The sequence below is a fragment of the Agrobacterium sp. 5Ca50 genome, from assembly GCF_055381905.1.
Genome location: NZ_AP026438.1, coordinates 2,968,880 through 2,987,171, shown reverse-complemented (window position 1 = coordinate 2,987,171; position 18,292 = coordinate 2,968,880). Strand labels below are relative to the sequence as shown.

At 55.4% G+C, this 18,292-nt stretch carries 18 protein-coding genes; 17 read left to right on the top strand and 1 reads right to left on the bottom strand.

Annotation, left to right across the window (positions count from 1 at the left end; all coding sequences use genetic code 11):
- Window positions 1-16 precede the first annotated feature (16 nt).
- From ACZ5FM_RS14380 to ACZ5FM_RS14305, 16 genes are all read left to right on the top strand, one after another.
- Window positions 17-436, top strand: coding sequence for a hypothetical protein (locus tag ACZ5FM_RS14380; protein ID WP_464039037.1), 420 nt, complete (start codon window positions 17-19; stop codon window positions 434-436).
- A gap of 98 nt (window positions 437-534) precedes the next feature.
- A complete protein-coding gene (locus ACZ5FM_RS14375; protein ID WP_464039036.1) occupies window positions 535-798 on the top strand; it encodes a DUF1799 domain-containing protein in 264 nt (87 codons plus the stop codon).
- Window positions 791-3,331, top strand: a complete 2,541-nt coding sequence (locus ACZ5FM_RS14370) for a phage tail tape measure protein (protein ID WP_464039035.1) — start codon at window positions 791-793, stop codon at window positions 3,329-3,331. Before ACZ5FM_RS14375 ends, ACZ5FM_RS14370 begins: the two co-directional genes overlap by 8 nt.
- Entirely contained in the window at window positions 3,331-3,981 is a 651-nt protein-coding gene (locus tag ACZ5FM_RS14365; RefSeq protein ID WP_464039033.1) for a hypothetical protein, read from the top strand. The genes ACZ5FM_RS14370 and ACZ5FM_RS14365 overlap by 1 nt, the downstream gene beginning before the upstream one ends.
- Window position 3,982: 1 nt before the next feature.
- Complete coding sequence (locus ACZ5FM_RS14360) at window positions 3,983-4,606, top strand: hypothetical protein (protein ID WP_464039032.1); 624 nt, start codon at window positions 3,983-3,985, stop codon at window positions 4,604-4,606.
- Window positions 4,603-5,028 carry a DUF6950 family protein gene (locus tag ACZ5FM_RS14355; protein WP_464039031.1) on the top strand — a complete coding sequence of 142 codons (426 nt, stop codon included), beginning with the start codon at window positions 4,603-4,605 and terminating at the stop codon, window positions 5,026-5,028. Before ACZ5FM_RS14360 ends, ACZ5FM_RS14355 begins: the two co-directional genes overlap by 4 nt.
- 1 nt (window position 5,029) lies before the next feature.
- On the top strand, window positions 5,030-7,585 hold the full coding sequence (locus tag ACZ5FM_RS14350; protein ID WP_464039030.1) for a phage tail protein: 2,556 nt from the start codon (window positions 5,030-5,032) through the stop codon (window positions 7,583-7,585).
- A complete protein-coding gene (locus ACZ5FM_RS14345; RefSeq protein WP_464039029.1) occupies window positions 7,582-9,132 on the top strand; it encodes a hypothetical protein in 1,551 nt (516 codons plus the stop codon). The genes ACZ5FM_RS14350 and ACZ5FM_RS14345 overlap by 4 nt, the downstream gene beginning before the upstream one ends.
- A gap of 2 nt (window positions 9,133-9,134) precedes the next feature.
- Complete coding sequence (locus ACZ5FM_RS14340) at window positions 9,135-11,000, top strand: discoidin domain-containing protein (protein WP_464039028.1); 1,866 nt, start codon at window positions 9,135-9,137, stop codon at window positions 10,998-11,000.
- Window positions 11,001-11,002: 2 nt separating this feature from the next.
- The gene (locus ACZ5FM_RS14335; protein ID WP_464039027.1) at window positions 11,003-11,323 is read left to right on the top strand and encodes a hypothetical protein; all 321 of its coding nucleotides are present in this window, start codon (window positions 11,003-11,005) and stop codon (window positions 11,321-11,323) included.
- A 10-nt stretch (window positions 11,324-11,333) separates the two neighbouring features.
- Window positions 11,334-11,603, top strand: coding sequence for a hypothetical protein (locus ACZ5FM_RS14330; protein ID WP_464039026.1), 270 nt, complete (start codon window positions 11,334-11,336; stop codon window positions 11,601-11,603).
- 1 nt (window position 11,604) lies between these two features.
- Window positions 11,605-12,927, top strand: a complete 1,323-nt coding sequence (locus ACZ5FM_RS14325; protein WP_464039025.1) for an SGNH/GDSL hydrolase family protein — start codon at window positions 11,605-11,607, stop codon at window positions 12,925-12,927.
- A 551-nt stretch (window positions 12,928-13,478) separates the two neighbouring features.
- Complete coding sequence (locus tag ACZ5FM_RS14320) at window positions 13,479-14,396, top strand: hypothetical protein (protein WP_464039024.1); 918 nt, start codon at window positions 13,479-13,481, stop codon at window positions 14,394-14,396.
- Window positions 14,397-14,560: 164 nt separating this feature from the next.
- Entirely contained in the window at window positions 14,561-14,758 is a 198-nt protein-coding gene (locus ACZ5FM_RS14315) for a hypothetical protein (RefSeq protein WP_464039023.1), read from the top strand.
- A 695-nt stretch (window positions 14,759-15,453) separates the two neighbouring features.
- Window positions 15,454-16,035: a malonic semialdehyde reductase gene (locus ACZ5FM_RS14310; RefSeq protein WP_464040476.1), complete on the top strand. Its 582-nt coding sequence runs from the start codon at window positions 15,454-15,456 to the stop codon at window positions 16,033-16,035.
- 114 nt (window positions 16,036-16,149) lie between these two features.
- Window positions 16,150-16,674, top strand: a complete 525-nt coding sequence (locus ACZ5FM_RS14305) for a flavin reductase (RefSeq protein ID WP_259149398.1) — start codon at window positions 16,150-16,152, stop codon at window positions 16,672-16,674.
- An 11-nt stretch (window positions 16,675-16,685) separates the two neighbouring features.
- Here ACZ5FM_RS14305 and ACZ5FM_RS14300 read toward each other — a convergent pair whose 3' ends face one another.
- Window positions 16,686-17,138 (bottom strand): Lrp/AsnC family transcriptional regulator, encoded by a 453-nt coding sequence (locus tag ACZ5FM_RS14300; RefSeq protein ID WP_250985587.1) that lies wholly within the window; start codon window positions 17,136-17,138, stop codon window positions 16,686-16,688.
- Between the two features lie 121 nt (window positions 17,139-17,259).
- Here ACZ5FM_RS14300 and ACZ5FM_RS14295 point away from each other — a divergent pair, with 121 nt between their 5' ends.
- On the top strand, window positions 17,260-18,255 hold the full coding sequence (locus ACZ5FM_RS14295; protein WP_464039022.1) for a nucleoside recognition domain-containing protein: 996 nt from the start codon (window positions 17,260-17,262) through the stop codon (window positions 18,253-18,255).
- The last annotated feature ends 37 nt before the right edge of the window (window positions 18,256-18,292 follow it).

The following is an 18,292-nucleotide window of genomic DNA, read 5'->3' as shown; positions in this document are numbered from 1 at the left end:
TTGAAAGGGCCTTCAAATGGCTTTCAAGCTCTCGACCGAACTCGTGTTTCCATGGCCTGTAAAGGTCCGCGAGCCCGACCAGGACAATCCCGGCAAGCTGGTTGAACACACCTTCACCGGTGTGTTTGCAATCATTGAACCGGAAAAGGCAAAGGCCCGCGACGATGAGCGCCGTCTGATTGTCGATCGCTTTATGGCGGACGCCGAAAACAAAGACAGCAAGTCATTGGCCGAAGAATTGACCGATCACGACCTGAAGGCCGTGAAAGAAGTATTTCGTGGTTGGCGTGATGACCTGTTGGGCCCGGATGACAAGCCGTGGCCGGCAACAGAAGCAAACATTGAATATGCGTTCTCGATTGAGCGCATCAAAGCCGCCGTCATCAGAGCCTACCGCGAGGCAATTTCCGAAGATCAGGCACGATTGGGAAACTGAAGGATGCGGCCAAGGCATGGGCTTATGCCCGGTTAGGCCGCTCCGATCTCACCAAACCTGCCGCTATCGATGACGAAGTCAGGCGGCAGTTCCAGCTAATGAACCTACCAGTACCCGCAGCACAGATAGAGGAAGCAATAGCGATCATGCCAAATGCTTGGCCCAGCCTTCATGCTTTCCTTGTCTGCCAGACACAGTGGCGGATTGCTGTCGGTATGTCGGGCATGCTCTGGCTCGGCCTTGATTATCCTGCCTGCAAGCTCGTCCTCGACGACATCAACGCGCCGGCACATGTGTTTGCGGATCTCCGCATTATGGAAGCCGCCGCGATGCCGATCCTGAATGAGGTGGTCAATGGCTAACCCGTTCCGTATTTCCGGTCGCGTTGAGATCGATGCCAATCCGGCCAAGGCTGGCGCTGCTGAAGCCAGCCAGGCTGTTTCCTCGATCGGCAACGCCGCCAGCAACTCAGCAGCTCAAATCGAAAAGCTGAACCGTGCTGCAGGTGAAGGTATTCGCACGCCGCTGGGCGGATCGACCGGCGCTGAACTGGATCGCCTCCGCGCAAAGTACAATCCGCTCTTTGCTGCCATCCAGCAGTACAAAGCCGCCCAACTTGAAATCAAAACCGCTCATGCTGCCGGCGCATTGTCGGCGGATGAGATGACGGCGGCGCTCAATCGCAATCGTCAGGCAACACTTGCCAGCATTGACGCCATCAAGGGCCGCAGTCGTGCGATCGTAGACACACCCGTCATGAGCACTGGTGCTCGTGGTTTTGAGACCGCCAACATTGCTGCACAGTTCCAGGACATTGGCGTCACTGCGGCCATGGGCATGTCTCCCCTGCAGGTGGCGCTGCAGCAAGGTACTCAGCTTTCAGCGATCCTGACGCAGATGCAGAGCCCTATCAGGGGTCTCGCAGCAGCATTTATGTCCGTCATTTCGCCTGTCTCACTCATAACTATTGGCACAATCGCAGCGGCGACGGCTGCTGTGCAGTATTTCACCTCGGCCAAAGATGGTGCCAAATCTGCCGACACAATCCTGAAAGGCCATGCTGACACGGTCAGCTCATTGAAAGAATTGTACGGCCAAGCTGCAGCGGGATTGCGGGAGTACGTGAATGAAGGTGTGACCGGCACGGCCGTCGACATCCGCGATCGCCTGCAGGATGCTCGCGATCTGCTGATCGAGGCAGCATCTGCGAGAAGCACCTATTCTCCGATGATTGCACCTTTTGCCAAGGATACGGATGTCGCTGTCCTTCGCGATTGGCGCAATGCTTTTGTCGAACTGCGTAAATCGATATCCGATGGAGAACCGGACATTCTCCGGTTCCGCAGTGCTATGGCCCGCATCGCGGAAAACAAAGACGTACTTGAAGGACTGCGCACCCTCGCCAAGGAAATGCGCGATTTTAAAGACGAAGGCGTTGTCGAGGCTGCACGTGCCATCCCCGGCATGCTTCAGCAGTTGGATTTGATTGGCGGCAAGGCACAGAACCAGGTCGCGTCCATCCAGGCGCTGAACAAATCCCTCAGGGAGCTTGCCGGCATCGCCATTCCCGCGATGACGGAAGCCGAGAACGCACATCGCCTGTATGTCGACGCTCTTTCTAAAGCGAATGGTCGAACAGAACGCGATGATGTCGAAAGCACTTATCGCGATGCTCTGACGCGCATAGCGAACCGGAACCCGCTTGTTATCAACTCTGACGGAAACCAGACCTCCGTGCCGATACCGAGCAACAAGCCGGTCACACTTGGCGATCGCGATCGATCTGCCGAACGTGCAGCATCATCAACGGCGAACGCCTATCGTGATCTGATCAAGTCGGCCGATGACCGCGTTGCCCAGATGAAACTTGAGGCACAGCTTGCCGGCCAGACTGGCATTGCATCCGATGCGCTGCGCTTCAAACTCGACCTGCTTCAACAGTCAGAGGAAAAAGGCAGATCGTTGTCGGCCGCCCAGGTCGCCGCCATTGAAAAACGTGTCGAGGCTTTCAAGCAGTATGCCGAGGAAGCAGCCAAGGCGACGCTGCAGGCCAATCTTCTGTTTGATCGTGAGCAGATGGGCCGATCTGCCATGGATCAGCAGATTGCTGGTGCATTGCGTTCGTCTGGCCTTCCTGTTGATTTCAGCAGCACCGAAGCCGGACTAATCCGCACCAACTACCAGCTTCAGTATGCGCGAGATCTCGCTGGCGATTTCACATCGACGTTGTTTGGCGGTCTGCGCCAGGGCGAAAAGCTTTTTGATGCTCTGGGTGATGCCGGCGTAAAGGCTCTGTTGCGAGTTGCCGACACGCTTATCAACGATGTTTTAAATGCGATGATCAGCGTCAACGGCGCATCGAGCGGGTCAGGCGGTGGCATTGGTGGTTTGATAAGTGGCATTTTCGGTGGCTTGTTCGGCAGCGGCTCATCGATCGGCACCAGCAGCACAAGTGCCTGGGCAACCGGCATCAATGCATTCAATGCAAACGGTGGCGTTTATGGTGCCGTCACTCCCTTTGCCAAGGGTGGTGCATTCACCAACTCCATCGTCAACAAGCCGACGCTGTTTCCGTTCGCCAAGGGCACTGGCCTGATGGGGGAAGCTGGTCCCGAAGCCATCATGCCGTTGACACGCGATGCATCCGGCCGTCTTGGCGTGACAGCTACCGTGACACCTCTTGTACCGAATGGGCAGCCATCTGCAGCATCACAGCCTATGCAGATCAGCCAGCCCCAGAAGACCGCAATCATCCAGGTCGACGTTACCGGTGCACGTGGCAATCAGGAAATCGAAGACATGGTTGCTGCCGGCGTGCAGCGCGGCTTGGAGCAATACGACGCTGTTCTGCCGGACCGTGTCAGTGAAATCGCAGATAATCCGAGGTGGCGTTGATGGCTGCTCCACTCCCGCTTTCCGTTATCAATGACCATATGCCGATCGCTTCGGTGGAATGGGATATTCAGCGCAATGACGAACTGTCCAGCGCTGGCAGTGGTGATGTCTGGCAGGCCGAACTTGCGGACCCAAAATGGAAGGCAGTTGTTACCCTCGGCCGTGGCCTGCGTGACGAGTTGAAACAGGCCGCAGCGCGTCTTCGTTCGCTGGATGGTGCCCGCAAGGCGTTTTTCCTTGTCGATCCACTTTCGCCGTTTCCGGCCGCTGATCGAAACGGCGTCATCCTGGGCAACTCGACCGTGATCATTCGCGCCACCGGGAACGGCTCGCTGGCCCAGCTTTCCGGTCTGCCTGCCGGTTACGTTCTGACGGTCGGTGACAAGATGCAGGTCCAATATGGTCCTGCAGATGATCCGCGCTTTGCCTTTGTTGAAGTGAGCGAGACCACCAGCGCATCGGTCAATGGTTTCATCGACTGCCAGGTCTTTCCGCGTCTGCCCCTGTCGCTTGCCCTTGGTGATGGCGTCACCCTGGTCAAGCCTGCCTGCGCAATGATCATCCAGCCAACAACGCACAAGCCCGGTGTGGCTAGCCGCTCGATCATCGAGGGCGCTGGCTTCACCGCGCTGCAAAAGACACGAGGGTGATATGAGAAACCAGCCCACAGCCATCACTGAAGTGCTCGAAGCGGCCACCTCAGACAGTCTTGTCATCCGCAAGGCAATCTGGATCGAGGCACGCAATCGCTCGACCGGCTTGCCTGAAGGTGTCGGCGTCTGGAGCGGCGACGAAGATATCGGGTTGACAGTCATCGAAGGACGCGAAGGCCTAACCGTTACGCGGCCGTATTATGGCAGCGGCAACCTCCTGACCGTCAGCGATATCCCTCTTGTGTCTGATTTCACAGTCCAGACGGTGACCATTGATCTGTCGCAGATTGCCGATGTCGCCCGCAAGGTGACGCGGGAATATGACGTTCACCGCGCTTACGTGGAAATTCACGAGATCCTGCTTGATCCGGTTACCGGCCGACCGGTAGCGCCTGACGAAGCCATTTTCATCGGCATCGTGGATGGGGCCCCACACAAAACTCCCTCGATCGGTGGAAGCGGAAAAGCTTCGCTGAAGGTGGTTTCCGAAGTGATGGCAATGTTGACCAGGACAAGTGCTGAGAAAGCATCATACGAAGCCCAGAAGCTGCGCGATAATGACGAGTTGAACCTCTATGCCGGTCAGGTCGAGACCTGGGATATTTCGTGGGGTCAGGCATGATCGAGCTTATCCGCCGTCCTGATTGGCGCAGCCGTTTCGAAACCGTCATTGATGACATCAAGGCGCGTCCCTTTGAGTGGGGCACCCATGATTGCGGTCCTGGTCTTGCCGGCCGCATCGTGGAAGCCATGACCGGCCAGGACATATCCCGGTTTGTTGTCGGCCACTATGACGATGCTACCAGCGCCGCCCGTCTCATCCACAAGCTTGGGTTCGACAGCCTTGGCGCTCTTGTCGCGTCGTTGCTCCCTGTCATCCATCCGAGCCGTGCGCGCCTGGGCGATGTTGCTGCCATCGATGTCGGCGGTCCGATCGGTCATGCGCTTGGTGTCGTCAATGGTGAGCGGATTTTTGTGCTGAAGGAAAACGGCATCGGCACGGTCAATCTGCTTTCCGCAGCCATGTGTTTCAAGGTGGGTTAACATGGCTTTGAAGCGCCTTTTATGGACACTTTGTTTTATCCTCCTCGCCACCGCCGAAACCAAGGCGGGTCCGATTGGCGCTGCAGTGGGCGCGGTTGTTGGTTCGATCTTTTCAGCCGGCACATTCGTCAAACTCGCTGTTGGCCTTGCCATCAATATCGGCGTCTCGCTCTACCAGCAGGCCAAGGCACGCAAGGCAGCCAAGAAACGACAGAGCCAGAGTAGCGGCGTTACCGTATCTGTTCAGATGGGCGACACCCTGCCCAGGTCATTCTTACTCGGCACACGCGCCACCGCTGGCCGACGCAAGTACATCGGTTCGTGGGGTTCTGATGGCAGCACGCCGAATGCCTATCTAACTGACGTCATCGAACTTTCATGCCTGCCATCGCATGCCGGCCCACAAGGACTTGACGAGGCTTGGTTTGGTGACGTGAAAGGCACGATCCTTTGGGGCGAGCCGCATCCAGACGGTCGCGGATATCCTGTCGGTCAATTCCGTGTCGGTGGTGCCGACTACCTCTGGGTAAAGTATCTGGACGGCACACAGACTGTGGCAGACCCGTTCTTGCGCTCCAAGTTTGGCAATCATGCATCGCGTCCGTGGAAGTCCACGATGATCGGCCGAGGTTGCCAGCTCGTCATTGTCACGATGCGGGTGAATACCGATCTGTTCAAGGGAGGTTTGATGGCCTGCCTGTTTCAGCCCAAGCCGATGCGCCTTTACGATGTTCGCCAGGACAGCACTGCAGGCGGTGATGGCCCGCAACGTTGGACGGATAAATCCACATGGGCGTCCAGCGACAATATGGGCATCATGATCTACAACGTGGCACGCGGCATCTACTACGGTGACCGCTGGCTTCATGGCGGCCGCAACTTCTCCGCATATCGCCTGCCTGCCTCGTCCTTCATTGCAGCCATCAACGAAGCCGATCGCGCCATGGAAGGTGCCCGCAGGCAGTTCCGTGGCGGTCTGGAAGTCTTCGTCAACAGTGAAGGCCTGGACACGATTGAGGAACTTCGCCTTGGCTGTTCCGGTCGCCTTGCGGAAGTTGGCGGCCGTATCAAGCTGCTGATCGGTTCACCGGCCGGCGCTGTTTATTCTTTCACGGATGCTGGCATCGTCGTGACACAGGAACAGGACTTTGAACCGTTCCCATCGATCTCGGCTACCCACAACACCATCACAGCCACCTATCCCGAACCTGCTCAGAAGTGGGCAGAGAAGGACGCGCCCGAACAATCATCTGCCGCACTGGTAGCACGCGACGGCGGTCAGGTTCTGTCGGTACCGATGCAATTTGATGCCGTTCCGTTCAGCGCCCAGGTGCAGTGCCTGATGGCAACCATGATCGAGGAAGAACAACGCTGGCGCACGCATGAGTTCGTTTTGCCGCCTTCAGCATCGGCGCTTGAGCCTAACGATGTGGTGTCCTGGTCAAGCAATCGTAACAGCTACAGCAACAAGAAATTCTTTGTCTATCGCATCAACCGGATTTCCGGCTGCCTGTTCCGCGTTGTTCTGAAGGAAGTCGAACCCGGCGACTATGATCCGCCATCCATCATCATTCCACCTGTTGTTGGCTGGATTGGCCCGGTACCGGTGCCACCACAGCCAATGTATGGCTGGCAGGTGCTTCCGGCCTATCTGCCGAACGCCAATGGTCAACCATGGCGTCCGTCGATCGAGGTTCGGTGCGCGCCAGACCAGGACGATGTTCAGGCCATTCGCGTCCAGGTCAAGCTGGTGTCATCAGATCAGACGGTGTTCGACAGCGACACCATTCGTTACGAAGCGCCCTATGCCTGGACGCTGAATGCGATCTTTGCTGGCAAGGCCGACTATATGGCGCGTGGCCGGTTTATCCCGACGTCCGATCGTGCAACCGAATGGTCTGCATGGTTGCCGGTCACGACGCCTGACATCGATGCCGGCGACGTGATGGTTGGCCTTGCGAATACCCGCGATGATGTGCGTAACCGCATGGCCGAGTTGCAGGCCGACATAAACCTTCTTCAGGAGAAGATGGAGACCTTGTCGCTTTCCTACTCAACGGACGGCGTGGTGGGTCAGCTCGATCGACAGGTGATGCGGTCTGAAATTGGCAACGCAAGCGCGGCCATTATCGAGGAAAGCGAAGTGCGCGCCTCGGCAACTGCTGCACTGGCGCGGCGGATTAGTGGCGTACAGGCATCACTGGGCGATGTCCTGGCTGAAGGCTATCTGGCGATCACCGCCCAGACCGATGGCGACACATTGTCGAAGATTGAGCTCGCAGCGCGTGCCCGGAAAGGTGAAGCAACGGCACTGGCGGCCATGATCCTTGAGGTTCTGGACATTGGTGGCGTCCTGCAGACTGCTGTGAGCTTCTATGCCGATCGTTTCAGGATCGTCGCGCCAAATGGTGAAGGCGCGCAAGGCGTGTTCGAATTTGACGAGAACGGCGCAAAGCTTGCTGTCAGCAACATCGGCCATGTCAAATCGGCATTGATCGAGCTTGGCGACGGTAGTGTGATCATCGACGAAAACGGCTTCGTGGTGTCGGCATCATGACGGTCAGGTTCGCAGGCGGCAAAGACTACGAGGGTGTAGCATGTTTCAAGATCACTAAAGGTGATCGTGATCCACGGCAGATACCAGACAGCGAACGCGGCGCTTTCTACTTCAACAGCAAGTGGGCGGCAGACGTTCGTGTCATCTCCTCAGAAATCATGCCGACTATGAGCTTGGGAGCGTTTTCGACTTACTTCTATCCGCCCGGTTCGGGCACATCCAGTTACACCTGGTGTGCAGACAACTACTCGAACGCTGGTAATTCGGTACAGCAGCTAAATTACTACAGAAACAGCAGCTTCCCCGATCTGGTCTATGACCTCCCACTGCATGAGGTTAAGCCGATCAGGATAACCAATGGGCGGTTTGTCCAGAACGGCATGATCATTTCCTATCGGGGATATGAGGACCGAGGCACCCGCAGAAGCACGCCTAATGCTGCCTATTATGGTTGGTGCAAGAACTATCGAGACGGCTTGAGAACGGTCGTTGGATCGGTCGACGGCATTCCGCAGTTGCCAGCCTTTCCCACAACACCTTCAAGTGGATCAGAGCGATTCCGTTCGGCGTTGGCTGTCTGGAATTTGCCGGGTGACGAAACACCTATCCGCGATGGCATCCCGCAAGCTCCAATCTTTGGCCAGCGTGTGATCGTCATCAATAAAGACGGGATCAAAGTCGCAAAGCCGGGGTTCGATACGCGGACGGCAACCACGACACAGCTTGCACTCGACAGTTCCAAACGTCCTGCAAAGATCATTGCGGCGGACGATATCGCGCTGCCCGCAGGCGTCACCGAATACAATCTGGGCTTTGCGGTGCCAGCCTCGACGCTGGTCGACGTACATTATTATATCGGCAACACCATCTATTATCCCGCTTCACCATCCGATCTAAACTTCGGCGGAGAGCACTGGATCAGTGGCGGCAAGCTATACTTTAATAATGTTGCCGCCTGCAGAGCTCGTTTTATCGTCTATGCCTTCGACAACACCCCTCAAACCGTGGGTAACAATGACGTATGGCGGCGGCTTATGGTTGATGGCCAGCGCGTTATTCAGGTTCTGCGTCCCGGCGCTTCGGCCAATCCATCATTTGCCGATATCGTCCTGGACAGCCGTTGGCCATGCCTGCAAATCCTGAAAGAGGGTTTCATCCCTGTGGGCAGTGGCCTTCAGGAACACAACATCACGTTTGAAGGTGGCGCTGAGGTCTTTCCGTTTGTGAAATACACAACGGTCCACCCAGGGCAGGCAACTTCGGGACTGGGTGTCGCAATTGACAAGTCGGTGCGCCAACCGCGTGTGGCCATCGGGCGGGTTACCCATGGCGGATCAGTTCATGTGCCGCTCTATCAATGCGGCGACAGCACTTACTGCCGTCTGACCGATACTCAGGCCACATTCTACACCGCCAGAGGTGCGCCGATATGGGCCTTTTGGGCCACCTCGCAGGACTACACAAACAAGAACGTCACATACGAGTACGACGTCGCACCGCTGTACGGCATTCGTTACTACATTTTCGGCCTCCCCAAGAAGGACTGACCATGACCGCCTACACCACAGGAACCATCACGCTTGCCCAAGGGTCAAAGTCCATTGTTGGAACCGATACCGGCTGGGCCACAGCAATCATCGCGGCCGGCGTCATCTATGTGCAGGCAGAAGGCGGAAATGCGCTTCCGTTCAACACCGTTGTCAGTGACACAGAGATTACGGCCGAACTGGAATGGACCGGCGTATCGGGCACCTACGAATACGCCCTGGTGCGCGAAACCACCTACGGCACCCAGCAGGTCGCCACCGCGACGGCCTTGTCACAGCACGTCCAGCGACTGGCCAATGCCGCGATCGCTGCCATTGCCGGCGTGACGCCTGAAGCCGACAAACTGCTGCTGTTTACCGGTCCCTCAACGGCAACCCTTGTCAATCGTAACGATTTCATACAGGGCGTTGATTATGACGAGACAGTTGCCGATCTGGCTGGTCTTGCTCTTTATGATGGGGAGGATGAAGGCTTTTCCGTTCTGGTGATCGACGCCGGCGATGACCGTTCAGCAATCCTGATAAAGAAATCGGCTACTGTTGCAGACTGGTTTGATCCGGCCTTTATCACCCCTGAACAGGGTATTCAGGGTAATCCTGGTGGCTTTACAAACATCACCTTTGAGCCTGTGGAAACGCTTTTGCCTGGCTCCGAGGTCTCTTTGCAGATCACGCCTACGGGCCCAGGTGCTATTTCCATTCAGTTGGGTATTCCAGTTGGTGTTCCCGGTGATGTCGAAGGTCCGAACAGTGCAACGGATGGGGCCTTTGCTGCCTTCGACGGACCTTCCGGCAAAAAGCTGAAGCAGGCGATTGTCACCGCTTTGCTGACCGCTTTTGATAACTCGGTTGCGGGTTTGAAGGACAATCCAACCACTGTTCAAGCGGCGATCAATGCCCTTGCAACGTCTCCTGCAGGCGGTGCGAATGACGCGATCTTTGCACTTGAGATTGCCGACTTAAAAGGCCTGCGACTTGGTATGGTCGGAGGTGTCGCGGATGCTTTTGATGATGAAGCGGGTGTACTGACAAAGACAAACGCTGTTTATGATGCCGCTAACGATTGGTATGTGCCGACCGTTGCCGGCGCTGTTGCTCAAATACCTACGATGACAGCAGCAACAACGGCTGGGGTGACGGTTAGCGCGTCCAACACCAATACCGGTGCAGGTTTGCAGGTCTGGTATGCTGCGGACAAGGCGGCAAACACCGCTTGGGTAACGAATAACAGTATTACCTCTGGCTGGTGGCAGGTCGATTTCGGGGCGTCAAACGGCAAGACTTGTCATAGCTACAGCATCCAGCCAAGAAACGGAGCTATCAACCAATCTCCTCTTTCTTGGGTCTTGTCCGGTTCTAATGATGGAACGAACTTCACAACGCTGGACACAGTATCCGGAGAAACTGCGTGGACGGAAGGTGTTGTTCGTAACTTCACCATAAGCACACCTGCAAACTTCCGTTACTATCGCATCACTATCAGCGCGGTACAGACTGGCGGTATCGCTATTGGCATTGGTGAGTTCGAGCTTTACTCCGGGGGCGCGGCAAGCGCCATGACGCTGGTTTCACAGCCCTACACGGCAGCGCCACAGCCGGAAACCGCAAGGATTTCCATTCAGGTTTCAGGCGCCGAAACGATTAACGCTAACACTGACCTGATAGGCGAGTTCTCCCGTGACAACGGCACGACATGGACGGCTGCGGTCCTCTCTCTAACAACCAGCTTTTCTGGTGTCAGAATGTTTGAGGCCAATGATATTGATTTGTCGTCTCAGCCTGCCGGATCAACAGCGAAGTGGCGCGTGCGAACCGCCAACAACAAGAACATTCAGGTTTCGGGCGTCGTCGCCCAATGGAAGGATTAAGCATGGCTCCCAGAGTTTGGGGCGTTGCCCCTCCAGTTACCAATCCGCGTCAGCCGTATGCCGATGCCATCCAGGCCATGCTTGACGTGAAAGCCAAAGAACGCGGCTACGACAACATTTTCACGGCCATCTCATATCTCGATGACGAGAACGACAAATATGCCGCTGAAGCAGCCGCGTTGAAGGCTTGGCGCTCAGTCGTCTGGACCTACTCAAACACCGAACTGGACCGCGTGCTGGCTGCTGAACGGCCGCAGCCAACGGTCCCTGATTTCCTCACTGAACTTGCAACCGCCGCGCCATTCGATTGGCCAAACCTGTAAGGAGCTGGTCATGCCAGAACGTATCAACACCACCAATAAAGACGGTGAAAGCGCAGTCTGGTCGCCAGCTGCAGACGAGATCATCCAGATTGACGGCACAGGCGATCGCAACGGCATCGTGGAAGTTCACGCCCGTTTGAATGAGGCAATGCCATTCGCTTATGTGACCTCGGCCCGTGTTGCCAGTGACGCCTTTATATCTGTCGCCAGACTGCCATTTGTGAAGCTCGTCTGGCACAGCAACAAGGTTGGCGACACGCTTAGAGCATGGAGTGTGTGATATGGGAGCACTTACACATCCACGCCTGTCACGCGTATTTGGCTCACCAGTTGCCCTTCCAGAGGGCGGTGGGGTGGTGCCGCAGCCCCTCCCGATGCCTCAAAGCGTCTCAAGCGTCATCGGGTTTGGTGACAGCATCACTGTTGGATTGAATGCATCTGATGCTGCTCATCGCTGGCTTAACATCGTATCGACAGCTCTTTCAGCCGGTGATCCGCTGAACCAAGGCATTTCAGGAACTGTGTTACAGCGATCTGCCGACAGCACAGGCTCACCGCGTGCCCAAAACGGTAGGGATAGATTTGAGACCGCCCTCTTGGGTGCAAATAAGCGTGAGATGATCTTTGTATCCTATGGGTTCAATGACGCGCGTTATATTGGCGCTCCCACCACCTTCAATGTCGCCCGCTACAAGAATGACTATCGCGATGTTATGAACGGCTTGCTGGCTGGCGGATACACTCAAGATCGCATTTGTGTAGTGACGCCCTACTATATCACCGACACAGGACTGGTCAGCTCCGGTGGCAACGCAGAATTTACTGGGCAGAGCCGTGCCGGGTTCGAAGAGTATGTTCAGGCCGTGATGGACATAGCGACGGAATTTGGTGTCTACCTTGCTGACCCGTATTCCGCTATGCGAGACAACGGTGGCGCATCCCTAATATCCAACGACAATATTCACCCGACTGACAATGGCCATGCAGTCATAGCCACCGCCGTCCTAGCTGCCCGTCGTACTCCGGTAAGGCTGCCAGCAACGATGATCTTCGCTCAGGATAGCTTTACCGATACTGACGGCACTAACCTGTCGGCTCACTTCTCGGACAGTGGTAGTGCATGGCTAGGCTCTACCACATCGCCGGTAATCAATGCTGGAAGGGTCCGGTCTGCTAACGCCAGCACGACGTACCGCGCAAGCGGAACGCCAAGAAGTGCCAACTATCAGGTGCGGGCCGATTTCAACAGCATTACTGACGCAGGACAGTCTGCCATCGTTGCCCGACATGATGGAGCTTCCACGTTTTATTACGTATCATATCTCGCCGGGACGGGCTTCCGCCTCTACAAGATTGTCGCGGGTGTGAGCACGCAACTCGGGTCCACATATGCAGCTACGATAGCCGCAGGATCATCAAGAGCAGTCGTGTTGGAAGTCAGAGGAAGCGCTATTAAAGTCTTGGTCGATGGCGTCGAGCGGATATCTGTCACGGATACAGATATTGCTGGTCCTGGTCGCGCTGGCGTCCGTTTCCAGTCAACCCAAGCGGCGAATACTGGTATCCACTTGGATAATTTTGTCGCGGAAACACTGGCTGCGTGAGGGCGCAGCCAGACTATATCTGCCTGTCCTGCCAGCATTCGGAGCACTCTTTGTCCGGATTGTGTTCGCAGCCAATTGGCTTCTTCAATCGCTTAGGGGCGAGCCAATTAAACAGATAGCAACCCGCTGCGACCAGCGCGATGCAAAAGCCGATTATAGCGAACGACGACGCAGTATCATAAAGCATGGGCGGGATAGCTTTCGATGGCTTCAAGGCTTCCTCATAACACGCTTTTGGTATGTATCTACACCCCGACGCGCCATCATCGGTTGAATCGATGATGTCTTGACGGGGGCGATGACTCCAGAAAAGGTGCGAAACTAATCACCTTTTCTGGAGGTTAATGGTGACAGCTTGCTTATACATCTCGCCTGACATGTACTTTGGAACTGGTCGCCCAGTACCGGCATTCATTTCGGATACATTGGCTACTATTCCAGGCAGCACAATCCCAGTCTTCTTGCCCTCCGATATCGAATGGTCTGCCGATCTACCGTTAGAGCCTGTGACGCTCACGCGGAAGACCTTCTCGATCGGGGGGCGAATTGCGATGGCTGCCGCAGGAAATGGCGCTCAAATCGAAGAGTTCGTAAATGAGGTCGCCTATCAGATCGGAGCAATCACCCTTGCTGAAGACCCCATGAGCTATGTGGCGGCCATTGCAAACGATTTCAGGGAAATTGAAATATTCGGCGCAAGTCCCCTCGACTATTCGTTTATGTCACCGATAGATTTGCGGAATAATCTGAAGCCTAAGGTGTACAACTTGCCATCCCTTGGAGCTGTTAACGCGATTGGAAGTGGTGCTTGGGATGTGATGCAGCACGCTCAAGATTACGACAGCTGGCTTGGCAATTTCCCGCCGAACGAAAAGCCAGCAAACACGCTCATTTCATCGTTCTCAGTCCATTTAAACTTGAAAACTTGGGAACCAGACCCAATGCAAACTCGAGATTGGGGAGGCTTTTTCGAGACGCTTTCCTATGACTTTTCTGGGGGGTGTTGGGTGCGAGGACGTTCGTGCTCTTACCATTTATCTCCAGCTATTGAGATTGAGCGAAACGTGGTGACGATACCTCCCGGGGCCCTTAGCCTGCTTTATAATCCTGGCACCACCCACGGCTCGTTACTATCCGCCAGAATTACAGAGAAAGGCCCGTCTGTATTTGGATGGTTATTGAAGGACATTACGGCAAAAGGAGAGTTGGATCCGGTAGCAATAATGAATGAGTGGCATCAATGGAAACCGACATACATAGTATTGGTCTTCATTTTTCGCGTTCCAAATGGGACTACTGATTTGGTCCGAACAATTGAGCAAGTGGACCTTGGTTGTGTTCGCGTCCTCTTCGATGAAAACGGCTTTCGAATGAGTTTTGCTCACGATTACTTCGACCGATTGGCAACGAGGATTTGCAATGATCGGGGGCTTAGATACGTGCCGTACAGGTACGTGGGGAGGCCTTAGCCTACGAGCGGCACGCCGCCGCCCCATCATTTTGTGTGCAATAGGGTCAGTAGCAATCTGTACCATGCCGCCCCATCATCGGGAGGTCACATCTTTACTTATGCTTATGGGCTCTCCTTGCCGTGAGGTGCCGATGATCGGGCCTCGAAAAAAGGAGATGTAGGATGAAACCAGTTCGTACAAACATCGTGCCGAGCGGTGCCGATTGGAAGATAATAGACGAAGACGGTCACACGCTGACGATTGTTAAGCGGTTGCAATGCGGCAGATGGGGCACCTTTAACCAAGACGGTAGCCGGAGCGGTATTGAGGTTTTTAGAACCGTGCAGCTAGCATTTCAGTTTTATAAAGACATGGAATAAAGGTTCTGTAACCATACGTTGGTCCTGATAGTAGCCATATTATCAGGACCGCCACCCTGTCATCAAATGGTGGGGCACCAGATACGAAAGAACCCGCTCACAGCGCGGCCTCTGAGCGGGTTCTTTGTTTTCCCCACTTGGATAGGGACGGCCTTAGAACCATCATCGGAGACGTTTGGCAATATCTCGAACGAGGTTTAAAGATGCTTTGAACGCGGTTTTAGGAGCCCTCAAAGTGGCGCAGCAGCCAATGAATTTCGATGACTTGCAATCGTCGCTCTATCTCGGTCTCCTCGCACTGCCGAGACACCTTCAAATGGCACTGGTGGGCGGTAAAGCCAGACGCCGGGTGATGACGGTCTGATGCCGGAGTTTGTGGATGTGTATTTGAAGCGCCTTTGCCAATCGTATGATTTCTACCGAGGGGAAGAACAGGTTAAGGGAGCCGAGCTAAAGGCTTTCTTTCTGGCTTGGTTCAGGGCTGTTCCAGATGCCGACGCAGAAGCTTGTGGCGGCAAGTCTATCTTGGTTTCAGAGCCCGCACGGAAGAAGCTCACGACCGACCTGTACGACGCAGTCACCTCGCAATGGAGGCACGTCTACAACCCGAAGCTTGTGAATGTCAGTTCAAGCGGGTTTTAGGAGGATTTGACAGCGCAATCGGAAAAGCAAAAATTCCGATTTCTCGTGTCAAAATTCCGAAAAATCGCGGCAAGCTACAGCTGTTTACAGAAGCACGGACCCATAATGGCTGGAGCGATCAGCCCGTGACCGATGCGGAACTGCAGAAAATTTACGAACTGACCCGCATGGGGCCAACATCGGCCAATTGCTCGCCAGCGCGCTTTGTGTTCGTGCGCTCGGCTGAGGCCAAGGAAAAACTGCGTCCGGCCTTGTCTTCGGGCAATCTGGAAAAGACCATGGCAGCACCGGTCACGGTGATCGCCGCCATTGATGCGCAGTTCTTTGAGAAACTGCCAGAACTCTTCCCACATGCGGATGCCAGGTCCTGGTTTACCTCGAGCCCTGCCGTTGCAGAGGAAACCGCGTTCCGCAATGGAACCTTGCAGGCAGGTTATCTCATCCTGGCGGCGCGTAGTCTGGGACTGGATACGGGGCCGATGTCCGGTTTCGACAAGGCAAAGGTCGATGAGGCATTTTTTGCCGGGACAAGCTGGAAATCCAACTTCTTGATCAATCTCGGCCACGGTGATCCTTCGAAATTGTTCGGCCGATTGCCGCGCCTGTCTTTTGAAGAGGCATGCGTGCAGGCGTGACGTGATTGCGCCATGCGCTTGTTCCGACGGTACTGGCGCAGCGATTTTCAAAATTGAAATCAGGTCCTTTGAAATACGATTTCGGGCCTGTTGTTGTGAAAGCAGGATGAACCGATGCAGGCACAAATTCTGACCGTGACCACGCAGGATACAACACCATCTTCGGCTGAGCACAGTTTGGCATTTCGTAATGCCATGTCGCATCTGGCCGCAGCGGTTAATATCGTGACAACAGACGGGGAAGGTGGCATGGCTGGCTTTGCCGCAACAGCGGTATGTAGTGTCTCAGACAATCCACCAACCATGCTGGTCTGCATCAACCGGGCCTCGTCCGCCCATCCATCGGTTATCAAAAACCGCGTCGTCTGCATCAACACGCTGACGTCGGAGCACCAGACCCTCAGTGCATTGTTTGGCGGAAAGACACCGATGGTGGAACGTTTCGCAGCCGGTGTCTGGTCACGGCTTGAAACTGGTTCACCGGCGCTTGACGGTGCCATGGTGTCGCTGGATTGCGTGGTGCGTGACATTCATGATGGTGGCACCCACGACATATTGATCTGCGATGTGCAATGCATTCGCCATAACGGACAGGGTGAAGCGCTGCTCTATTTCAACCGCAGTTACCGGACGCTGTAACCCAGCGTCCTTTAAAGACGGATGGCGGTTTCTTCTTTTGCCGTGCGGATGACGACCATAGTGAAGAACCTTGCGACATTGGTTTGATCCCGAAACAGCCGCTCACAGAGTGCATCGAACTCTTCCATGTCGCGCAGTCGCAACATCAGCACGACATCCGCTTCACCGGTGACGGCATAGGCCTGTGTCACGGCGGCCTCAGCAGATGCAAGATCCAGAAACCGGCGCATATGCTGTTCGCCATGCAGTTTCAGCTCAACCGTCACCCATGCCTTGATGCCACGCCCGGCTTTCGAGGGATTGAGGATCGCCACGATGCGATCGATGATCCCCGATTTGTGGAGCCGCTGCACCCGCCGCAGGCAACTGGACGGCGAAAGACCCACCTCGTCGGCCATTTCGACATTGGTGCGTGATGCATCGCGTTGCATGAGGTTGAGTAGTTTCTGATCGATCTTGTCCATGCTGGCAACATAAGGCTCATGAAATTGGATTTGCAATAAAATTGCACGAAGCTGCAATCTTTGACCAAAAATTCGAATGGGCCTGCGGTAGCAGATCAGGGCACAGTCAAAGGAGCCTCTGATGCAGCCACTGCTATCAACCTTCATGCTAAAAACGCGCGACACCATCGATATTTATTGGCTGCTTGTCCGGATTACCGTTCCCATCGCCATTCTGACGGAGCTTCTGTCGCGCATGGGGGTGATCGAGGCGGTCGCGCCGGCCTTTTCCCCTGTGATGAGCCTGGTTGGCCTGCCCAATGAACTTGGTCTGGCATGGCTGACGGCAATGCTGGTCGGGATCTGGGGCGCGGTGCCGCTTATTTTTGCGCTTGTGCCGGCCTCGTCGCTGACTGTTGCGGATATCACTGTCTTTTCGGCACTGATCCTGTTTGCGCACGGTCTACCTATCGAGCAGAAGATTATCCAGAAGGCTGGTCCTGGCATGGTTGTCACCACCGTGCTGCGTGTTGCAGGCGGTCTGCTCTACGCCTTTCTTCTGCATCATGTTTTGCAGGCCATGGACTGGTTGTCGGCGCCGGTTAATCCGGCCTGGATCCCGCTCAGCGTCACGCCGCAGTGGAGCGAATATTTCTGGAGCCTTGGCGAAACCATGGTCTTGATGTTCGTTATCCTTTTTGCGCTGTTCTGGGCGCTTGAATTGCTGAAAGTGACGGGGGTGATGGCATGGATGATGAAAGCCCTTGAGCCGGTGTTGCGGCTTGCCGGTATCCGAGGCGAGGCGGGCCATCTGACGGCTGTCGGACTATTCCTTGGAATTTCCTATGGTGCCGGCCTGCTGATCCGCGAGGCTCGTTCGGGAACGGTATCTCCCCGTCAGATTTTTTTGTCCTGCGTCTTCATGGGATTTGCGCATAGCGTGATCGAGGATACGCTGATCATGATTTCGCTTGGCGCTGACGTCTACGGCATTCTTGTCGGGCGCGTGGTGTTTGCGGTTGTGGTAACGGCGATGATTGCGGCGGTGCTTCGTCGCCTGTCGGATGAACAGTTTTTTGCGCAGATGTTCAGGATGCAAGGCGGTGAGGTGCAAAGCCAATCGCTGCCAACACAATGAATTGTCGCTCAAAGGCTGTGTGCCCGATGGTGTGTTG